The sequence below is a fragment of the Pseudomonadota bacterium genome, from assembly GCA_039028935.1.
GTDB lineage: Bacteria > Pseudomonadota > Gammaproteobacteria > Steroidobacterales > SZUA-146 > SZUA-146.
On sequence record JBCCHD010000022.1, the window covers coordinates 1 to 19,626 of the forward strand.

Genomic DNA, 19,626 nt, shown 5'->3' on the forward strand with positions numbered 1-19,626 from the left:
ACGTGATCGTGTCGCAAACCTGACCGATCTACGCTTTATCTACCAGTTCAGTGCGCGAAGCTTTCTTCGGCTGACGGCGCAGTATCAGGATGTTGAAAGCAAGCCCGCTGGGGATGCGCTTACGCTGAACGCGCCGCCTCGAACCCGGAGCAAGGACTTTAACAAACAGTTGCTTTATTCATACAAAGTGAACCCGCGCACCGTGTTTTTCCTGGGGTATTCAGACTTGGCTGACGCCAATGATGGCCGCCCTGATTTGCAGATTCAGGAACGCGGTTTATTTATGAAGATTGGATATGTCTTTGACTTCTAGTTGTGGTCGGTTACCGACGCTTCTTGACCGATGATGTGGCTACGTCGTGTTTGAACGGGAAAAAATGTCGCTTCGAGTACGACAGAGCGTAAACAGCACCAGCCCCATCAATGACGACGCGAACGTCAGTACGCCGAAGGTCTGTAGATTATTCGAGTGAAAAACAGACAGCGCTACGCCAAATATGCCACCTATTCCGAAACGTAATGCACCGATAATCGCGTTGGCTTTACCGGTGTGGTCCGGATGCAGTGCGAGGTACACCGCCAATCCATTCGCCGTGATAATCTGCGTAAGACTTGCGGTCAGCATGATGAGCGTGTACATGAGCCACATGTTGCTGGCGCCCAACAACGCGTACAGCAAAGTGAACGCGGCGCTGATGGAGTGTATTGGGATACAGTACAGCAGCAAACGCCTTGGCTTAAAAACCACCAACAAACGGTGGTTAATGCGGTGAGCGGCCGCGAGCATTAAAACGCCGGCGCCGAACAGCCACGCGAAGGCGGTGGGGGAAAGGCCATAGAATTTGAGAAAAATAAACGATGAGTCGGCCAAATATAAGAAGAAGCTGACTGAGCTAAAGGCGAGTGAAAAGGCCAGCACGTTGCTCCATAAGGACGCGAGCACGTGTTGATAACCCTTACTGGCGACGGGTTTGCGGCGCAAGAAGCGAGTCTCGGGCATAAGCACCGCGAGCAGCGTGCCGACCAGAATGCCGTAGAGCCCGAGAAATAGAAAAATGGCCGGCCAGCCAAACGCCTCCAGTAAATAAGCGCCGATCAATGGCGAAACTAGCGGCGCGATCATCATGACCACCGCGATGTTGGCGAATAGGCGGGCGCTCTCCACCTCATCAAACAGATCGCGGACAATCGCCGCCGCGTTCACCACAGCTACCCCGCCTCCGAACGCCTGGATAAAGCGCCAGACTGTCAACTGCGCATCCGTTCCCACGCGTGTAATCGCAAAGCTCGCAACGACAAAAATCGCGATGCCGCACAAGGTGGGTCGCATTCGACCGATGCGATCCGACACCGGCGCACCGAGCAGATTGCCCAGCGCCACGCCCAGAAAGAACGACCCCATTGACCGTTCCAAGGCGTGTACCGTCGTGCCAAATTCCAGCGCCATCGCCCCCATCGCTGGCAAATAGGCGTCGATGGCAAACGGCCTTATCGATATCAGCCCGGCAAGCAACAGGGTGGCGCGCCCTGCCGAGAGGGTTTCTTTGGCCTGGTTAGACATGTCAACTCTATGAAATATAAAAGAATGTTACGTAGGGGTTCGAAGATGGCGGGCGGGTGATAAATGCCTCTATAATGAGGCCCAGATTATCCACTTTGAGGAGTATTTTGTGGAGAAAATAATTCGATCTTTGCTTGCTGTTGCGGTCACCTCGATTGCTGTGACCTCGCTGGCCTGTGATTATCCTGGAGATGCGGATTTTGTGGTGCCCAATGGTGCCAAGGCCACGAAAGAAGAAATGATCGCGACGCAAGGCAAAGTGAAATCGTTCGTAAGTTCTATCGAGGGGTATCTTACCTGTCTAGACGAAAAGCAGGCCGCTGCTGGCGATGAGTTAACCGAAGAGCAGCAAAGCATTTACTCAATGCGTTACAACGCGGCGGTCGATGCCATGGAGCAGGTCGCAGACCAGTTCAATACCGCGCTCGGCGCGTACCGCGACGCACAGTAACCCACCGGTTTTGCCGCCATCCGGTGGCGATTGAACGCTACCAGTGATTGCGTAGTTCACGCAGCTTCAAAAACACGCTCCGTGGATCAGCGTGTGGCGACATCGTGGCGTCTTCTTCGCACAACTTGTCAATGATGGTGCGTTCTTCGAGGCGAAAAAAGGTGTTGACCTTGCGTTCGAGCGCAATGGTTGTCACCAACGGTGCGGTCGGGTCCATGTCTAGCGCAAGTTCGAGCAATACCCGGGCTTCCTCATTGTCCGGTTCGCGATCGAGGGTGAACTGCAGGTTGTTGGCCAGATAGTCGTGGCCAGGGTAGATGGACATGTGTTCGTCGAGACGATGCAGCTGCTGTTCAAACGTCGTGAACAGCGCATCGGGATGGCCGCCGTTATGGCAATTACCCGCCCCTGCGTTGAACAGAGTGTCACCGCAAAACAGGGCGGATCGATCGCCGTGTGCGGTGACGCACACGTGCGCCATGGTATGACCGGGGGTGTCCATCACCTCCAGTTCCACCGTCTTCCCCACGCGCAGCGAGTCGCCTGCGCGTAATCCCTCAGACTGACCTTGAATGTCGGCGTTGTGATGCGCCAATACTTGTGCGCCGGTGGCCGCGACAATGGCATCGTTGCCGCCAATATGATCCCAGTGTTCATGCGTGTTGAGTATTTGACGAATGTTATAACCGGCTCGCTTGGCAACCGCTAAGCACTGCTTGTGATCGAGCGGATCAATGGCCAGTGCTTCACCCGTTTCTTCACAAACAATGAGATAGTTGAAGTTGCGATAACGGTTGTTGACCCAGAGCGTCTCAATTTTCATGATGCAACGTCGACCGATGGAGTAAGTTAGTGATTGCGCCGGGTAATGTAGTCGGCCATGAAGCGCAAAGGTGCTGTGTCGAACGGCAAACCTTGCAGCGCGGCGAGGGATTCTTGGTAGAGTGACTCAAGATGAGATTTGGCGGCGGCCATGCCGAGCACCGAGGGATACGTGGCTTTGTTTGCGGCCATGTCTGAGCCTTGTGGTTTACCAAGAGTCTCGGTCGTGCTTTCCACATCCAGAATGTCATCACATACTTGAAACGCAAGCCCTATGCGCTCGGCGTAGCATTGAATCGCCTCGCGCTCGTCATCGCCAAGTGTTTCACTCGCATCGCAGGCCATCATCACGGCGGCTTGAATAAGGTAGCCCGTTTTGCGTTCGTGCATGAGCTGCAGTTCGTGAGGTTCGAGCTGTTTCCCTTCTGCCATGAGATCCTGCGCTTGTCCGCCCGTCATGCCTGTTGAGCCTGCCGCGCTGGACAAATTGCGCATCATACGAATGCGCGAATAGGGCTGATGGTCGAGTGCCGTCGAAGAGGCCAATAGATCAAACGCGAGTGCTTGCAGCGCATCACCAGCGAGTATGGCCGTGGCTTCGTCAAACTGAATATGAGTGGTGGGTCGTCCTCGGCGCAGGGCATCGTCATCCATGGCGGGCAAGTCGTCGTGTACCAGTGAAAACGCATGAATGAGTTCAACTGCGCCGGCCGGTGCGTCCAGTAAATCCGGGTCGAGACTGAGTGTTTCGCCGCAGGCGTAGGTGAGCAATGGACGGACCCGCTTGCCGCCCCCTAGCACGGAATAGCGCATCGCCTTGTGCAAATGTTCTGGAAACGTCGCCCCATTGGGGATGACCTCATCAAGATACCGATCGATACGTGATCGAAAGTGATCGACGCGTGAGGCAAACGGTGATACGGCGGTGGCGGTAGACGGGTCGGCATCATGTTCAGGCATGCCTGCATTGTCCGGGCAGGCGTGTTTTTTAGCAAGTCATAGGCGTTCGCGGTAGACTGCTCGCGTGAATGTCATCGACCCAATCCGCTTAGAAAACGGGCGCACGGCAACGGCCGTCGCCCATCCCAATATCGCGCTCGTTAAGTATTGGGGCAAGCGCGACGCCGAGCTTAATTTACCGGCCGTCGACTCACTGTCTATCACGCTCGACACATTGACCACCACCACATCGGTTATGTTGACCGACGGGCCAGACGTGTTAAAGCTCAACGATCGATCCGGCAGCAAGAGTGAACAGCATAAGCTACGCTCGCTGGCGGATGCCTTTCGAGAGGCCTCTGCTACCCAATTTGGGGTGGCGGTAACCAGTGATAACAACTTTCCGACCGCCGCAGGTCTGGCCTCGTCAGCGTCCGGATTTGCGGCGCTGGTGGTGGCGCTTGATGAGGCGTTTGCGACACGCCTGTCGATGGAGCGGTTGTCGGTGTTAGCGCGTCGCGGTTCAGGATCGGCGCCGCGTTCGCTGTTTGAGGGCTTTGCCCATATGCATCGTGGGCAGGCGGCTGATGGCAGCGATGCGGTAGCGTCACCTGTTTTGGCCGTCAACGACTGGCCGCTTGAAGTGGTCGTTGCCATTACGTCTGAGGAGGCTAAGTCGATTTCATCGACCGACGGCATGGAGCGCACACGCACGACATCGCCGTTTTATCCCACTTGGCTCGAGTCGCAGCAGGGCGATATTGAGCGCGCATTGGCTGCCGTGGCAGCACGAGATTTTGACGCGCTGGCGGCGGTATCCGAGCACAGCTGTCTTAAGATGCACGGCTTAATGTTGTCTGCTAGGCCCGGCTTGGTCTATTGGAACGACGCGACGACCCGCTGTGTGCACGCGGTGCAGTCGTTAAGGTCGTCCGGGCTGCCAGTCTTTTTTACCATTGATGCCGGGCCGCAGATCAAAGCGGTGTGTCTGCCGCAGGCGACCGAGGCCGTCGCTGAGGCGCTGGCCCGGACTGAGGGCGTGCACCGCGTGTTGAAGACAGGTCTTGGGCTGGGTGCCCGTGCCGCATTCGTGTAGCAGTATGTTAGGCGTGATGCGTTGACGATTCGATCCGCGGTGAGTGTGCAGTCGCCGGGCAAGCTGTTTTTGCTCGGCGAATACGCTGTGCTGTTTGGCGCACCGGCTATCGTGCGTGCGGTTGATCGTTATGTGCACGTTCGCGTTGAGCCGGTGCTTGACCCAATGGCCAGTGACATTGAGGTCGTGAGTCGCGGACTAGCGGTGCCCGATCTCAATGCGAACTGGGACGATAAGCTGGTGTTTGTTAACGCCCGGCCCGAGCATTCACTCGTTACTCTCGTGCTTGGTGGACTAGCGCAAACAGGCACAATCCAGGCGCGCATGGGCAAGTGCCGATGCACCATCGATAGTCGCGAGTTGTTCTATGGTGACCGCAAACTCGGATTGGGCTCCAGTGCAGCGGTTACCCATGCACTGATTCGCGCGTTTACTGACTATACACGCGACACCGACCTGCCCAGCGCGCAGCCTTTGGACGAATTGGCGTTCACCCTTCACCGTGCGTTTCAAAACGGTCGTGGGAGTGGTGCCGATTTGGGCGCCGGAGTGTTGGGCGGGCACTATCGATTTCAACGCGTGACGGGCAAACATCTACCCGACCTGCGCGCCGTCGCTTGGCCGGATGGCTTACATTGCGCCACGCTTTGGGTGGGTCGACCAGCTTCGACCGCCAGTGCGTTGGCGGTGTTGAGTCGTTTCGAGCGGCAAAATCCGGGCGCCTTTACTCAGGCCGTGTCACCGTTGTTGGCGCTGGCACAGGCAGGTAGCGACGCCTTCGAGGAGGGTGACGTCGGTACCTTTGTCCGTATCTGTCACGATTACGCCCATACTTTGGCCGAATTTGGCGCTAAAGTCGGTGTTGACATCGTGAGTGCCGAGCATCGGTCATTACAGAGGTTGGCGACCGAGCATCACGTCGTCTACAAACCCAGTGGCGCAGGGAACGGCGATTTTGGTGTGGCGTTTAGCCACGATAAGCGCGCCCTAAATCAGTTTGCCGCCGCGGCTCAGAAGGGCATGGGCAACGCTCTCAAACTGGGCGTTGGCCGCCCCTGTCACCGTCTCTGAGCGCGCCTACGCCGATCGATAGGCTCCGGTGATCAATTGGTCCAATCGATGCCGTATGCGACGTCGGGAGCCTTCTGCGGTGGCGATCGATCGCGTGAGATCGTGGAGCATGACCGGGAGCCGCTAGTGATTGATTCGGGCGCCGGTTACAATATTGCGGCGCGATTAATCCGCCGCCCCATCAGGACACAGTAATTTGGACAAGTCTCGTATACCTCGTTTCTACAAGATGTCGATGAAAGAGCGCGTCGAGGCGGTGCGTGATCGCGGCATTATTGACGAATCGGACTATCGTGCACTGTCGAGCGGAGAGCATACGCTCAAGCTCGATGGCGCTGATAAGATGATCGAAAACGTCATCGGTGTGATGGGCTTGCCGGTTGGCCTTGGGCTAAATTTCTTGGTCAACGGTAAAGACTATGTGGCGCCGCTCGTTGTGGAAGAGCCGTCGATCGTCGCGGCGCTGAGTTCCGCCGCCAAGACGGTTCGCGAATCCGGTGGGTTTCAGACATCCAGTACCGATCCTATTTTGATTGGGCAAGTGCAGGTGGTCGGTGTGCCTCATATTCAGAAGGCCCGCGCACGATTGCTGGAGAACAAAACGGAGATTCTTAATCTCGCCAACAGTATGCATCCGAATATGGTTGCGCGAGGCGGTGGGGCGGACGATATAGAAGTGTACACGCACGCAACTGGCAACGAGATCGGTGACATGCTGGTCATGCATTTGCTGGTTAATACGTGTGATGCCATGGGCGCTAACCTTGTGAATACCATGTGCGAGGCCGTTGCGCCGCTGGTCGAGAAAATAACCGGCGGCAAAGTGTTTCTACGGATCTTATCCAACTTAACCGATCGCTCGATGGTGACGGCGCGCGCTACGATTCCGGTGAAGGCGTTGGGGGGTAAGGACTTCAGTGGCGAGCAAGTGCGTGATGGAGTGATCATCGCCAGCGAGTTCGCGCGGGTTGATCCCTACCGGGCCGCAACGCACAACAAAGGCATCATGAACGGCGTGGATGCGCTGGTCATCGCCACCGGCAACGACTGGCGCGCGGTGGAGGCGGGAGTGCATGCTTATGCCGCGCGCGGCACGCACTACACGAGCCTGAGTTCGTGGAGCAAAAATCGAAATGGCGATCTGGTGGGCTCGCTGACAATGCCGCTTAAAGTAGGAATCGTTGGTGGGCCATTACAATCCAATCCGACGGTGGCGATGAATCTGCGCATGACGGGCGTCCGGTCAGCGACGGAGCTGGCCGAACTGATGGGGGCCGTTGGCTTGGCGCAGAACTTTGCCGCCATCAAAGCGTTGGCCACTGACGGCATTCAAAAAGGTCATATGACGCTTCACGCTCGAAGCGTCGCCATGGCGGCAGGTGCCGGTAGCGACATCTTTGATCGGGTGGTGGATGGGTTGTTGACCAGTCGAGAGATTAAGATCTGGAAGGCGCGCGAACTGGTCGACGCGGCGCGCCGTGAACTCGATGGGTCCGCCGACGCCTCGTTGCCGTCTGCTGTGGCTGCCCCGACGACGATTGCACAGGAAGGGGCGGTGGGACATGGCAAAATCATCTTACTGGGTGAGCACTCGGTCGTGTACGGTCGACATGCACTCGCGCTGCCGGTGCCGCTCGCAATACGTGCGCGGGTCAAGCCCGGTGACGATGGTGTACGGCTGAGTATTCCCAATTGGGGCGTCGACTACTATCTCGAAAAAGATCCCGATAAGCGTCGCTCGTATGAGAAGCCGGCTGCGCTTATTCTCGAGCGCTTAGGTCTGGCCGACGAGGACATGACCCTTGAGGTATCACCAACGGTGCCGCGCGCCATGGGTTTGGGCGGTTCTTCAGCAATCGCTGTCGCCATCATTCGAGCGCTAAGCGATTATTATCAGCTGGCGCTGAGCGACGAGCGGATCAATACGCTGGCGTTTGAATCGGAGAAGATCGCACATGGTAAGCCCTCCGGTGTCGATAATACGGTGGCGACGTTTGGCACGCCGATGTTGTTTCGTCGTGGCTCGCCGCCCAGTGTGCAGTCGGTTGAGATCGGGTCCCCGATGACGATTGTGGTCGGCATGACCGGTGTCGAGAGCCTCACCGCTACCACCGTACGTCGGGTCGAGGAAGCGTGGCAAAGTCAGCCTGAGCGCTATGAACGCATGTTTGACGAGATGGATGCCTTAGCACGTGAAGGCGCCGAAGCCCTGACGGCCGGTGATTGGCACACCCTGGGTGCGCTCATGAACGTCTGCCAAGGTTATTTGAACGGATTGCAGGTTTCGTGTGTCGAATTGGAAGAATTGATTCAAATCGCACGAGATCACGGCGCGCTGGGCGCTAAGCTTACGGGGGGCGGTGGCGGTGGTGCCATGATTGCCCTCGTAAACGATGCGACGAAGGTCATCGGCGCCATGCAAAAGGCGGGCTATCGTGCCCTCGCCTTCACATTGGGTGATGGATAATAGTCGATGCTCGGATGAAGTCGTGAGCGTCGCCGTAATCCTAGAAAATGGGTCATAAGATTGTCAGAAGCAAGTAAAAAGCAGCCGGTGTTCTCTAACGATCACGATAAGGTTGTGTCGTTTGACTCCGAACAACTCATTCTGGTTGACCCGAGCGACCAGGAGGTCGGCTTTGCGTCGAAGGGCCGCTGCCATGACGAGGCCGGTATTTTGCATCGGGCCTTTTCGGTTTTCGTGTTTAACTCAAATAGCGAGCTGCTGCTGCAGCAACGCAGTGCGACTAAGCGTCTTTGGCCACTTTACTGGGCCAACACCTGTTGTAGTCACCCGCGGCGTGGCGAGACGATGGAGCAGGCGACACAAAGACGCATGGAGCAAGAGGTTGGCTTCAGTTGCGAGGTCGATTACTTATACAAATTCGAATATCACGCGACGTTTGGCGATCTGGGCGCGGAGCACGAACTGTGTTGGGTATACGCGGGTGTGTGCGATCCGATCGTTAAGCCCAATCGCCAGGAGATTGCGGCCTGTCGCTGGGTATCGGTCGCGCAGATTGAACGCGAACTGCTCGATTCGCCCGAGCAATTCACGCCGTGGTTCAAACTGGAGTGGGCGCAACTGCGCAAACGCTATCCGCTCGTGCGCGACGCCAAGCGCGACCAATTCTAAGCGGCAACGCTCTGGCGCTGTCTAGCGCGACTCCATGTTCGTTTTCAAATTGGCCAAGCCATCCTCGTAGTTTTTGGTGATCTGTTCCTGGATGAACGGTCCCATGAAGCGCAGGAAGAACGGTGACGATATGTCGCTTGCGTAACCCCACGTCACTCGCGTACCGGCGTTCATTTCGTCAAGCAGATACCAGCTTTTTGCTTCGCCATCGAATCCGTCAAAACCGAGCGTCATGTCGATTTTGTCGCGCCCGGAAAGACCGGCAATCTGCATCCAACCATTGCCTACATTCGGGTCGTTGCTTTTCCAGCTCATTTTCGATCCGATGCCCGATTCGGGGCCCTCATACGAATACTGGGCATCCGGATCGAGGTCATACCAAGGAGAGAACGAATTGAATGAACGCATGCGAATGAGTTCGTCGAAGATCTGCGCTCGCGGTGCGTTGATGGTAGTTGAGTGCTCAACTTCGAGTGTGGTGGACACGAATTGCCCAGCGACAAATACGGCCGTTACCAGCGCGATGACTAAGGCTAGCATCCATTTCAACAGTTTCATGATGATTCCCCAAACTGAAAGCACTGAGTATAAACCACTGCGACGGTGCTCACGTCGCGCGCGTTGCGTTTTGCATGGCGTCAACCCACAGACTATGACGGTGACGCAGTGCCAGATGATCGCCCGGCTCGAAGGTCGTCAGATCCGCCGGCCCCGGCCATTGAGTGTCACCGCTTAATAAAAACCCGACGCCCTTGGCCGTCGCTTCTCGCAGCGTCGAGCGTGCCGTTGAGCTGCCACTAATATCGGCCAAGCTCTGACACAAATAATCCACCGTGGCGAGGCCACCGGTCAGAATCAGCTGCTGCAACGCGCCGGTATGCGCTGCCGCCGCCTCGAGATTGGCGTTCAACAAAAACACAATGCTGTCGAGAATGGCGATCACGCCGCTTTGCGCGTCGGGGGCGCTCAGTACGTCACCGGACTGCGTGTCGATGAACTGCGAGTTAAACTCACTTAACCAGTACGGTGAGCCGAGTCCGGACACGCCATTTAGAAATACCGGCACTCGCGCGTGGAGGTCTGTGTTGTGTGTTAGCGAGTCCAGTGCGGTACCCACTAATGTTTTTGGGTCAGAGCCATGGCGTTCACTCCACCAAGACAGCGCACGCCCCGCACCGTTGACCGTGCCCTCTAGCACGTACTCGAGTTGCTGGTTGCCCTCAAAGACCACACTATTGAGTAGGCCAGCCACATCAGCCGTTTGGGCACCGATCGGCACCTGCATAAAGGCGCCAGTGCCTAAATTTATATAGGCGGCGCCATCCGTGTGGGCACCAAACGCGTAGATTGCGGCCGACTGGTCGCCGGTTAAGAGTGCCAGCGGTACGCGGTGATCGCCAAGCGATAGGTCACCATAAGGATAGCGAGTTGGTACGCTCGAAGGCAGTAAGGTCATGTCGATGTCGAAGAGCGCGCAGAGGCGTTTAGACCAGCCGCGGGTGTGCCGATTCCACAATAAGGTGCGACTGGCGTTAGCCGGATCGCACACGTCGTCTCCGCCGGTTAACGCGCGCGCGAGAAAACTGGCTAGCGGCCCTATCGTGAGGTTCTGTTCACGATAAGCCGTTTTTACGCTTGGCTCGTTATCCAGGCACCAGTGCAATTTGCTCGCGCCATAGTGAGGCGACATGGCGAGCCCCGTGAGTGACTCGATTAGAGGCCGATGATCCGATAGGCGCGCGATCGTGTTGGCTGCGCGGCGGTCTTGCCACGACAGCACCGGCGTGAGTGGCTTGGCGTCTGATCGCTGCCAGCACACAATTGATGAACGCTGTGTTGCCAGCCCGGCTTGTTGGATGCGCCGCGTATCGCTGCCAAGCGTGATCGCAATGGCGTTGCAACACGCTTGCAGCGAGTCGACCAACTCCTTTGGTTTGTGTTCGATGCGCACGTCGCTGAGCGCGTTGGTATGAATGGGTACCTGGGCTTTGGCAACGGTGTTACCGATGGCATCAAGTACCAGTGCTCGACTGGAATGACCGCCTTGATCCAAGGCTAAATACAGTGGCTCGCTCATGGCGCTCCTAGTAGGGGGCCGGCCAACAGTTTGCCGACGTTCATCGACTCGATCATTGCCGCGCCTCGGGCTCGCCAGTGTGCCGCGGTTGCGTCGTCCGTGATCTCATAGAGCACCCAATGCCAAGGTCCCTCCGGTAACGTAAGATCCGCGGGGATCTTGGTGTAATTACAGTAGACAAATTCCGGCTTCAGTGTGTCGAGCTGCGCTAGACTGTCGGCATTCCAGTCGCGTATCACCCAACCGGTACTAAACGCCGTGTGGGCGTTAGTGTAGGTCACCACATCGTTTCGAAAGGACAAAATAGTGAAGGGCGCGACGAGGGTTTGAATTGCGTCGAATACACGGCTCATCACCGTCTCGAGGCCAAAGTGTTCAACGCTCTGGCGCTTGATTTCGATAAACGTGTGCACGTTCTGCCATTGATTGAGATGCACGCACAATTGTTCGAGTGTCGTGGGTCGCACGTTGAACCGCCCACCCAGACGTTCGGGCTCGCCGACGTTGATCGTTGCGAGCTCCTGCATGGTGAGATCGAATACCGATTTATCGATGCCTGCCGTGCGCATCAGATCGGCATCGTGCATAAGAAAGGGCACGCCGTCTTTCGATAGCTGGATGTCACACTCGAGAAACGCAGCGCCGGCATCGACGGCCGCCGCCATTGCGGTCAACGTGTTTTCAGGAAACCACTGTGCGAAACCGCGATGGGCCACCAGTGCAGGTTGGTGGCGAAATTGCCAAGGTAACGGCGGGTGCGGCTCGTTGCTCATTGTGACACTCCTGAAAAGGGGGTGTCAGGAGTGTACCCCGAACGCGCCGCGTGCGAAGAGGGGGCGACGGGGCGGACGGGCGCTTAGCGTTCGGCGCGTGAGAGCTCGACCAGTCCGTGTCGAATCGCGTATCGGGTTAAGCCGGCCAACGTGTGGATGTTGAGCTTATCGATGATGTTCTTGCGATGACTGTCCACGGTCTTGCCGCTGATGCCGAGCTTCTCGGCTATTTCCCAGGTTTTGTAGCACTCGCCAATGAGCGTCACGATTTGGATTTCGCGCTTGGTGAGGACATTCGCTGGTGGCCGATCGGTTTTCTTGTCTTCTTGATGAATCTCAACCGAATTGAGTGATTTATCGATGTAGCGACCGCCAACCGCTACCTGGCGAACCGCGCTGGCCGCTTGTTCGCCCGAGCTTTCCTTCAACAGAAAGCCACGCGCGCCAGAGCGAAACGCCTGCTGCGCTTGCCACGGATCGGAGTAGGGTGACACCGCCATGATCCTGACGCCGGGCATCTCTTTTGATATTTGCCGAGTTGCGCGTAGGCATTCGTGTCCCGATTCGGGCACTTCCATAACGAGCACGTCGGGTTGATGCTCGCGAACGAGATTAATGGCTTCGGTGGTAGATGATCCGCGACCCGTGACCTCGAGATCGCTCTGTTCATTGAGGATGGAGGAGAGTCCATGTCGGAACAGTTTTTGACGGTCGATAATAACAACAGAATACATAGCGAGTCCTTTGCAACACCTGTTTTACATCGTCATCGCCTAAGTGGATTCGAATTCCTTATGCTTTGAATCGGGCAATGACGGATTAGGAACTACGCTTAGAATATACCTCAACTAATCCCTGTGTTACACAATTTGGGATATTTTTACCGCAAAAAGTTCGCGGATTAAGTTAAACGAATTACCTGTCTAATCAAGTAAGTAGGTATTTTCCCTGACGCATCGCGCGGGTTCTTCGGCATGCAGCCCGCGGTACAATGCTAATTCCAGCCGGTGTTGCCGAGCGGGCGGCCGCCGATCAGATGCAAATGAAGGTGATAGACCTCTTGGCCGCCGTGTTGGTTGCAGTTGAAGATCGTACGGAAGCCGTCCTCAGCAATGCCTTCCTTTTTCGCTAGGTCACGTGCGACCGTAAACATGTGGCCGATTAGCGGCGCATCGTCATCCTGGATGTCATTTACCGTTGGGATAGGTTTGCGTGGCACGATCAGAATGTGCGTGGGTGCCACCGGGTTAATGTCGCGAAACGCGACAACCTGATCGTCCTTATGAACAAAGTCACCGGGAATGTCGCCCGCGATAATTTTCTCGAACAAGGTCATGCGAATCTCCAATTGTGATGCGCCTAACCTAGCAGTTTGTGATCGACTTGAACACGCCCTCGGCCAATACTCGCCGCGCGGGCAAACGCTCGTAAGGCCCAGCCAAGGTCGATCAAAATTCCACGATGTCGCACACCCAAGGTTCGTCCGCGCCGTCTTTCGCCCACTGCTGCCAGGCGGGTAACGCTTCGATGGCATCGCAAAAACGCATCACCGCCGGGTGGCGAGTGAGTGCGTACGTACGCACGCGATTCACAACCGGTGCCAACATCGCATCGGCAATTCCGAATGTGCCAAACAGATAGTCGTCCTGATGCGACGCATAGCAATCGTCGATGAGCGATTCGATGCGCTTAATGTCGCGGTGGCAGTCGTCGCTGAGCGCCAGTGCGCCGACCGGACGCGCAAAATTCACGGGGCATTCCGTGCGTAGCGCCAAAAACCCACTGTGCATCTCATTGGCGACGCTGCGCGCCACGGCGCGTTGGGTGCGGTCGTTAGGCCATAGCGCGTGCTGAGGAAACAGCTCCGCAAGATATTCGCACATGGCCAGTGAGTCCCAGATCGTGAGCGTTTCATGCTGCAATACCGGAACCTTCTTGCTGGGCGAGAACGCACGGAAGTGTGCGTGGTTGGTTGAATGATCAAACGTCTCCAGGCGCTCCGTAAATGGAATACCCAGTGTTTTCATCACAAGCCACGGTCGCAGCGACCACGAAGAGTACTTTTTATTGCCGATAATGAGCGTCAATGACGACATGGTGAGGTTCCTTTTACCGTTTGACGATGGCGTCGCTGAGACCAACACTGCAGCGTTCCAATCAGGGATGGCTGAACAAAGGGCAGGTGTCGAATCGGTGTGCGGCCGGTGATCATCCGTTGATGCAGATTGCGACGAATCGCGGGGTTGATGCAGCAGAGTCCGACGAAGATCACGAGCATTCCCGCTAGTTGGTTGAGCTGCAGTCGCTCATCAAGAAACAGGGCGCTGAGCGCAATTGCGCTGATCGGAATGAGAAAAGCGACGAGTGAGGTAGTGGTCGCGCCGCTGGCGGCCAGGATGCGAAAATACAAAATGTAGGCAAGCCCAGTGCAGGCGATGGCAAGCGCTGCCAGCGCGAGCCAGGACGACACGCTGGGTATGGGCAGGGCGATCGGTTGATCGATCAGTAGTGCCACGGGCGTCATCATCACCGAGGTGCCAGCGAGTTGCCCGAACGCCACCTGCAGTGGCGTCATGCCCATCGCGTGGAATCGACGGCCGTAGACGGCGGCCAAGCCGTACGACGCGGCCGCCACAATGCAGGCGATCATCGCGATGAACTCGAGCGTCGTGCTCTTCCCGTGCGTTGCGTCTGGTCCACTCACCAGTAGCGCCACGCCGATAAACCCGAGCATCACACCGCCAAGGCGATATCGGTCAAGCGGTTCATCGCGCGTGAAAAAGTGCGCCGCCACGACAGTAAAAACCGGTACTAACGCATTAAAGATGGCGGCCAAGCCCGCGCCGATATGCAATTGGCCGAAGAACAGCAACGAGAATGGCACCAGGTTGTTGAGCAAGCCCATGGCGAAGCACGCCAGCCAGAGCGACGGGGATCTGGGGAACGCATGACCCGTCAGGCGCATAATGAGCGCGAGCGTGATGCACGCCAAGATCACCCTGAGCCACACAAGCGTCAGGGGCGGAAAATCCGCCAATGCAATCTTGGCGAAGAAAAACGAACCGCCCCACAGCAGCGACAACAGCACAAGCTGAATCCATACGGCGCGTCCGGTGTCATGGGTATCGTTCATAACAAACTCCTGCATCATCATCGACCAACAAGCGGGCTCTGGCGACCCGAATCTTGACCTCTGATTGGGTCGAGTCTCGGGGTGATGGACCGCAGTATGCGATTTAATTGGTCTATAGTATTGGTCCACTTTGATGATATATTGGTGATCCACTTAAGGAGGAAACAGTGGAAGAATCGCTCGTTTTTGAGCCGTTGGTCGATGGTGATCTTGGAGCGGGCCTTTGTCGTCAGCTACGGCAGATGCTGCGCGACGGGGTCATCAATCCGGGCAACAAGTTGCCGTCGACGCGCCGCTTGGCTAAGCAGCTGGCGATTTCCAGGGGCACGGTGGTGTCGGCATTGGAGACGCTGATTGCAGAAGGCTATCTGGAAACGCGGGCGGGATCGGGTACCTATGTGTCGTCGGGGTGTGCGCGACACCCTGTGATTCGTTTGGACACCGAGCCGCGACGGTTTAACTTGAACGTGCCACCGGCGGATGTCGACCCACCGTTTGAGGGTCGGATTAACTTTCAGGCGTGTCAGCCCTCCGTCGAGTTGTTTCCGCGCATGGCCTGGCGGCGAGCGATGGCCGATGCGGCGGGGCGGGCGCCGACCTTCGATTACGGGGATCCGCAAGGCGAGTTTCCCCTTCGAAAAGCCATTGCCGCCTATTTGTGTCGTGCTCGGGGCATGGATGTCGAGGCCGAGAACATTCTGATCTCCAACGGCGCTTTGCACGCGATGAATGTATTCGCCGGCGTGTACCTACGCACAGGCGATCGAGTTGCCTTTGAGGACCCCGGCTTTCCGCTTGCTCGCCAGACCTTTGCCGCGCAGGGCGCTGAGCTCTATGCGGTGCCCGTTGACGCCGATGGGCTTCAAGTCGACCGCCTGCCAACGCGTCAGGCCCGATGTGTTTACGTCACCCCCTCGCATCAGTTTCCGACGGGTGAGCGACTGACGCTGGCGCGACGGCAAGCGCTGATTCGCTGGGCGCATAAACACGATGCGATTATCGTCGAGGACGACTATGACGGGGAATTTCGCTATGACGTGGCGCCGTTACCACCGATGGCGGCGATGGTGGACGATGGTTCCATTCTCTATTGCGGTACATTCTCCAAATCACTGTTTCCCGCCTTGCGTATTGGTTATGCCGTTGGTGCTCGACCACTTATTCAAGCGATGACGGCGTATCGTCATGCCACCGACTATCAAACCAATACCCACACGCAGCTCGCGCTGGCGACGTTTATCGAAGACGGCGAATTCGAGCGCCACATTCAGAGAATGCGTAGACGATATGCCCATAAACGCCAAATGCTATGCGATGCGCTAAACGCCACTGCATTACCCGGGCAATTGACCGGGACGGATTCGGGGCTAAACGGCGTGGTGAGATTGCACCAGCCTATTGCGGCAACTGTGTCCGCCATGGCCCGGGAGGTGGGGTTAGGCGTCACGCCAGTATCGCGGTATGCGATGCGCTATCGGGACGACCATGCGTTGGTGTTGGGCTATGCTTCGATGTCGGACGCGGCCATTCGCGAGGGCGTGTCGTTGCTCTCAAACGTCGTTCAGCGTGCGAGCCAATGAGCGGTTTTGCATAAGAAAATGGATTATTGTTAATACAATTGACAATCATTCTCATTATCGTTTATCGTCACTCTATGTACGTGTGTTTATGCAATGCGGTAACGGAATCTGAGGTGCGGGAAGCCTGCGACCAAGGCGCCGAAACCCTGTCCGATCTCCAGGATTCATTAGGCGTCGCCATGGGCTGCGGTCAGTGCGCGCCCACCTGCTGTGCCATGCTCGAAGGCAAAGACGCGATGGCCGCGATTCCCGCGTCCGCCAGTACAGCGGTTTCTGGCAGCGTCATTCGACGCGCCTGACGCGAACGCAAATACTTCGCGTTAAGATTATAATTATTATATAAATCAATCACTTATTGATGTCATCAATAAGGGTGTCTATACTTGCCTCCCTGATCAAATCTCGCAATCGAGGAGGTAGTCGTGAAAGGCGACAAGCAAGTCATCCAGCATCTCAACGTGATTCTCAGAAACGAGCTCACCGCGATCAACCAATACTTTTTGCATGCCAAAATGCTCCAGGACTGGGGGCTGACAAAACTGGCGGCTGTTGAGCACCATGAATCGATTGACGAGATGAAGCATGCCGATACGCTCATCGAGCGCATCCTGTTCCTCGAAGGCATTCCCAATCTGCAAGACCTTGGACGTCTTATGATTGGTGAGAACACCGAAGAAATTCTCAACTGCGATCTGGCGCTTGAATTAAACGGAGTCGACGATCTCACCGCAGCGATCGATCATTGCCAAGCGGTAAAGGATTTTACGAGTAAGGAAATACTGAAGCGCATTCTCGAGTCGGAAGAAGAGCACATCGACTTTTTGGAAACGCAGCTAGGACTGATTGAAAAGGTGGGTATTCACAACTATCAGCAGTCTCAAATTGGCAGCTCGGAAAGTAGTTAGGCCCGTGCCTAACCCCGATCACCGCATCGGCCCAGCGCACTTGGTCCGGAAGACAGCAACCACGCACGACTGACCGAGAAATAGCACAGAAGGCTGATGTCATCGCCGTTGAGGTCGAACAACGCTGGACCGGCTGTCGGTGCCGTTGGCAATACGGGGGTTGAGTTTGAGCCAACATCGTCGGGCGTCAATATTATGGGCATCGCGGCATGATCGTACGCTGCCGACTAAAGTGCGATCAGGCGGGTTGATAGGTATCGCGTTTTCCACGTGTTTTCCCCGAGCCATCAGGGCGCTAGGGTCACACCGGTAACGAGTGAACTCGCGTGTTGAATGCGCCGCCTTGGGGGTTCGGCGTGGGTGAGCCGGTCAGTGGCTCACTATCGCGTCTCGACGCAAACCGCGCCGAGTGAAATCGTCCCGAGCCCGGACGGACGGCGCGGGCGTGATGACGAGAATGGTGAAATAGGAACGCTAACCGATCGTGCCGTTCACAATTGGATTGAACGCCGTCAAACTGTCTTGCAGCATGCTATTGCCCAGTCCATTGGTGGGGAACAGCGTAGAGAAACTGCCCTGATCTCCGTGTAGCGCCATGTAGTTGAGAATAACCGTTTCAACCAGAAGGTTGACGTTGTTGGCAGCCGGCGTCGCCGCCGTTTCGACCGAGGCATCCGGGCGCATGTAGCCAATTTGTTGATGTTGTTCAGGCGTGCGGTTGTCGCCTGAAAATAATTGCGGCCGACCGTTGGGGCTGTAGACCATAAAAAACGACGCGGCGGTGGAGGAATTGTCGCCGGTCCACTCTCCCTTGCCTCGACCGTCCACCGAATCGTCAATGCGACCGTTGCTGGCCACCGAGCCGTCACTAAACACGTACAGCATGAGAGGTGTGTTTAGACGTGCTGCGTATTCAAGACAAGCGCCCATGCAGCGTCCCGCGAGAAGATCGCGGATTTCGCCCGTGGCGCGTTCGCCTGTGTGGTAGTCGTAGCCGCCCATCTCAATAGTGCCCGCTCCGGCGAATCCATTGAGCACCAGCTTCATAACCGACGCGGTTTTTCGGAAACGACTCTCGTTATCCATTTCAGCCTGGGTAAAGATGCCGTTCGGTCCGACGATCTCTGGGTCTAAGTTAGGGTCCAGGGTGCTCGGGTCGCCAAATCGATCGCTCAGGTCAGCGGCTTTGACGTAGCCACAGCGAACGAGGTCCTTTAACACTTCGTCGGACGAGACCTGAGTATTGACCCGATCGAGTTTCATGTCGGAGATTCGTTGAATCGACTCCATGACCGCCACCGCATCGCTTTGGTCGAGCAAGCCCACTAGCTTGCCGGTGTCGACCAAGCCGGTGACGTCACTGGGACGATCGACTTTTGTGGGCCGCACGGTGGCGTCCAGCATCATGTCGGGTGCCATCGAATTGCCGCCTGAGTCTGAGCTTCGCGTGCCAATCAGCGTGAGCAGTTCGCCGTCGGCGCCCGCTTTATTGATGCCGTACATGGGATTGTGCGGATTATTGCCGGTGTCGTTTTCTGAGCGTGCGGGCAACACTGCGCCATTCATGTTGGCCAAGTTCGGCAGACTGATCTTCTCCAGCATGCCGCGCAAAAACGCGCTGTCCGTGTGAAACGCCAGGCCAAGATCTGTGTTAACAAAGTCGTTAACACCCGTATCGGGATTGGGTGCGCCGGGCACCATATCGCCGGGAAGACCCAATTTGCTGTAGCCCTGGGTACTGAGAAAATCGAGTTGGCCGTCTGCGCCGCCAACCAATACGTTCGAGCCGGCGATGTTGGCGCCGCCTGCCAAATCAATTGAAATGAATGGGATCTTACCGGCGCCCTGTACCGCGATGCCGCAGTCTTGGCGTAATGTTTCAAGATCACCCGACAGCGCGGCCCGCGCGCTGCGCGGATTGGCAAACAACGAATAGAGCGTGGTACCGGCTAAAATACCGGCGCCGCTCGTAAAGCCCTGAGCCAAAAACTCTCGCCGCGTTCGTGGTCGGCTGTGATCAGCGTGGCGAAGCGGTTCATGGCGTTTAAAATGTGTGCGTTTTTTCATTTCAATTGGACTCTT

At 56.6% G+C, this 19,626-nt stretch carries 21 protein-coding genes; 9 read left to right on the forward strand and 12 right to left on the reverse strand.

From position 1 onward, the window contains the following. The coding region (locus AAF465_11140; protein MEM7083278.1) for a hypothetical protein at positions 1-313 on the forward strand (313 nt) is incomplete at its 5' end. A 39-nt stretch (positions 314-352) separates the two neighbouring features. On the opposite strand, the gene AAF465_11145 is transcribed toward AAF465_11140, so the two are convergent. Next, positions 353-1,561 carry a Bcr/CflA family efflux MFS transporter gene (locus AAF465_11145; GenBank protein MEM7083279.1) on the reverse strand — a complete coding sequence of 403 codons (1,209 nt, stop codon included), beginning with the start codon at positions 1,559-1,561 and terminating at the stop codon, positions 353-355. 109 nt (positions 1,562-1,670) lie between these two features. Between AAF465_11145 and AAF465_11150 the strand changes: the two genes are divergently transcribed. Then, positions 1,671-2,012, forward strand: a complete 342-nt coding sequence (locus tag AAF465_11150; GenBank protein ID MEM7083280.1) for a hypothetical protein — start codon at positions 1,671-1,673, stop codon at positions 2,010-2,012. A 37-nt stretch (positions 2,013-2,049) separates the two neighbouring features. On the opposite strand, the gene AAF465_11155 is transcribed toward AAF465_11150, so the two are convergent. After that, complete coding sequence (locus AAF465_11155) at positions 2,050-2,835, reverse strand: hydroxyacylglutathione hydrolase (GenBank protein MEM7083281.1); 786 nt, start codon at positions 2,833-2,835, stop codon at positions 2,050-2,052. Between the two features lie 26 nt (positions 2,836-2,861). Continuing rightward, on the reverse strand, positions 2,862-3,794 hold the full coding sequence (locus AAF465_11160) for a farnesyl diphosphate synthase (GenBank protein MEM7083282.1): 933 nt from the start codon (positions 3,792-3,794) through the stop codon (positions 2,862-2,864). A gap of 64 nt (positions 3,795-3,858) precedes the next feature. Between AAF465_11160 and mvaD the strand changes: the two genes are divergently transcribed. From mvaD to idi, 4 genes are all read left to right on the forward strand, one after another. Further along, positions 3,859-4,869: a diphosphomevalonate decarboxylase gene (mvaD, locus tag AAF465_11165; GenBank protein ID MEM7083283.1), complete on the forward strand. Its 1,011-nt coding sequence runs from the start codon at positions 3,859-3,861 to the stop codon at positions 4,867-4,869. 21 nt (positions 4,870-4,890) lie between these two features. After that, positions 4,891-5,940 (forward strand): hypothetical protein, encoded by a 1,050-nt coding sequence (locus AAF465_11170; GenBank protein MEM7083284.1) that lies wholly within the window; start codon positions 4,891-4,893, stop codon positions 5,938-5,940. Between the two features lie 196 nt (positions 5,941-6,136). After that, a complete protein-coding gene (locus AAF465_11175; protein ID MEM7083285.1) occupies positions 6,137-8,407 on the forward strand; it encodes a hydroxymethylglutaryl-CoA reductase, degradative in 2,271 nt (756 codons plus the stop codon). A gap of 60 nt (positions 8,408-8,467) precedes the next feature. Beyond that, positions 8,468-9,076 (forward strand): isopentenyl-diphosphate Delta-isomerase, encoded by a 609-nt coding sequence (gene idi, locus AAF465_11180; GenBank protein MEM7083286.1) that lies wholly within the window; start codon positions 8,468-8,470, stop codon positions 9,074-9,076. 21 nt (positions 9,077-9,097) lie between these two features. Here the strand turns inward: idi and AAF465_11185 are convergent, their stop codons facing one another. The 7 genes from AAF465_11185 to AAF465_11215 all read right to left on the reverse strand — a co-directional run bounded on the left by AAF465_11185 (position 9,098) and on the right by AAF465_11215 (position 15,059). Beyond that, positions 9,098-9,634 carry an SRPBCC family protein gene (locus AAF465_11185; GenBank protein MEM7083287.1) on the reverse strand — a complete coding sequence of 179 codons (537 nt, stop codon included), beginning with the start codon at positions 9,632-9,634 and terminating at the stop codon, positions 9,098-9,100. Between the two features lie 49 nt (positions 9,635-9,683). Further along, complete coding sequence (locus AAF465_11190; protein ID MEM7083288.1) at positions 9,684-11,153, reverse strand: FGGY family carbohydrate kinase; 1,470 nt, start codon at positions 11,151-11,153, stop codon at positions 9,684-9,686. Further along, positions 11,150-11,926: a glycerophosphodiester phosphodiesterase family protein gene (locus AAF465_11195; GenBank protein ID MEM7083289.1), complete on the reverse strand. Its 777-nt coding sequence runs from the start codon at positions 11,924-11,926 to the stop codon at positions 11,150-11,152. The genes AAF465_11190 and AAF465_11195 overlap by 4 nt, the downstream gene beginning before the upstream one ends. Positions 11,927-12,009: 83 nt before the next feature. Then, on the reverse strand, positions 12,010-12,660 hold the full coding sequence (locus AAF465_11200) for a response regulator transcription factor (GenBank protein ID MEM7083290.1): 651 nt from the start codon (positions 12,658-12,660) through the stop codon (positions 12,010-12,012). Between the two features lie 260 nt (positions 12,661-12,920). Next, entirely contained in the window at positions 12,921-13,262 is a 342-nt protein-coding gene (locus AAF465_11205) for a histidine triad nucleotide-binding protein (protein ID MEM7083291.1), read from the reverse strand. Positions 13,263-13,374: 112 nt separating this feature from the next. Beyond that, entirely contained in the window at positions 13,375-14,022 is a 648-nt protein-coding gene (locus AAF465_11210; protein ID MEM7083292.1) for a glutathione S-transferase family protein, read from the reverse strand. Further along, positions 14,010-15,059 carry a DMT family transporter gene (locus AAF465_11215; protein ID MEM7083293.1) on the reverse strand — a complete coding sequence of 350 codons (1,050 nt, stop codon included), beginning with the start codon at positions 15,057-15,059 and terminating at the stop codon, positions 14,010-14,012. The genes AAF465_11210 and AAF465_11215 overlap by 13 nt, the downstream gene beginning before the upstream one ends. Positions 15,060-15,226: 167 nt before the next feature. Between AAF465_11215 and AAF465_11220 the strand changes: the two genes are divergently transcribed. The 3 genes from AAF465_11220 to bfr all read left to right on the forward strand — a co-directional run bounded on the left by AAF465_11220 (position 15,227) and on the right by bfr (position 17,544). After that, the gene (locus tag AAF465_11220) at positions 15,227-16,639 is read left to right on the forward strand and encodes a PLP-dependent aminotransferase family protein (GenBank protein ID MEM7083294.1); all 1,413 of its coding nucleotides are present in this window, start codon (positions 15,227-15,229) and stop codon (positions 16,637-16,639) included. Between the two features lie 74 nt (positions 16,640-16,713). Then, a complete protein-coding gene (locus AAF465_11225; GenBank protein ID MEM7083295.1) occupies positions 16,714-16,938 on the forward strand; it encodes a (2Fe-2S)-binding protein in 225 nt (74 codons plus the stop codon). 123 nt (positions 16,939-17,061) lie between these two features. Beyond that, the gene (gene bfr, locus AAF465_11230) at positions 17,062-17,544 is read left to right on the forward strand and encodes a bacterioferritin (GenBank protein ID MEM7083296.1); all 483 of its coding nucleotides are present in this window, start codon (positions 17,062-17,064) and stop codon (positions 17,542-17,544) included. An 8-nt stretch (positions 17,545-17,552) separates the two neighbouring features. On the opposite strand, the gene AAF465_11235 is transcribed toward bfr, so the two are convergent. Both AAF465_11235 and AAF465_11240 read right to left on the reverse strand, forming a co-directional pair. Continuing rightward, the gene (locus AAF465_11235; protein MEM7083297.1) at positions 17,553-17,747 is read right to left on the reverse strand and encodes a hypothetical protein; all 195 of its coding nucleotides are present in this window, start codon (positions 17,745-17,747) and stop codon (positions 17,553-17,555) included. 271 nt (positions 17,748-18,018) lie between these two features. Beyond that, positions 18,019-19,611 (reverse strand): hypothetical protein, encoded by a 1,593-nt coding sequence (locus AAF465_11240; GenBank protein MEM7083298.1) that lies wholly within the window; start codon positions 19,609-19,611, stop codon positions 18,019-18,021. Positions 19,612-19,626: the final 15 nt, after the last annotated feature.

Bases quoted from the DNA above. Each gene is read 5' to 3' on its own strand.
- AAF465_11145 (MEM7083279.1), bottom strand. From the start codon at position 1,561: ATGTCTAACCAGGCCAAAGAAACCCTCTCGGCAGGGCGCGCCACCCTG.
- AAF465_11155 (MEM7083281.1), bottom strand. From the start codon at position 2,835: ATGAAAATTGAGACGCTCTGGGTCAACAACCGTTATCGCAACTTCAAC.
- AAF465_11160 (MEM7083282.1), bottom strand. From the start codon at position 3,794: ATGCCTGAACATGATGCCGACCCGTCTACCGCCACCGCCGTATCACCG.
- AAF465_11185 (MEM7083287.1), bottom strand. From the start codon at position 9,634: ATGAAACTGTTGAAATGGATGCTAGCCTTAGTCATCGCGCTGGTAACG.
- AAF465_11190 (MEM7083288.1), bottom strand. From the start codon at position 11,153: ATGAGCGAGCCACTGTATTTAGCCTTGGATCAAGGCGGTCATTCCAGT.
- AAF465_11195 (MEM7083289.1), bottom strand. From the start codon at position 11,926: ATGAGCAACGAGCCGCACCCGCCGTTACCTTGGCAATTTCGCCACCAA.
- AAF465_11200 (MEM7083290.1), bottom strand. From the start codon at position 12,660: ATGTATTCTGTTGTTATTATCGACCGTCAAAAACTGTTCCGACATGGA.
- AAF465_11205 (MEM7083291.1), bottom strand. From the start codon at position 13,262: ATGACCTTGTTCGAGAAAATTATCGCGGGCGACATTCCCGGTGACTTT.
- AAF465_11210 (MEM7083292.1), bottom strand. From the start codon at position 14,022: ATGTCGTCATTGACGCTCATTATCGGCAATAAAAAGTACTCTTCGTGG.
- AAF465_11215 (MEM7083293.1), bottom strand. From the start codon at position 15,059: ATGAACGATACCCATGACACCGGACGCGCCGTATGGATTCAGCTTGTG.
- AAF465_11225 (MEM7083295.1), top strand. From the start codon at position 16,714: ATGTACGTGTGTTTATGCAATGCGGTAACGGAATCTGAGGTGCGGGAA.
- AAF465_11235 (MEM7083297.1), bottom strand. From the start codon at position 17,747: ATGCCCATAATATTGACGCCCGACGATGTTGGCTCAAACTCAACCCCC.
- AAF465_11240 (MEM7083298.1), bottom strand. From the start codon at position 19,611: ATGAAAAAACGCACACATTTTAAACGCCATGAACCGCTTCGCCACGCT.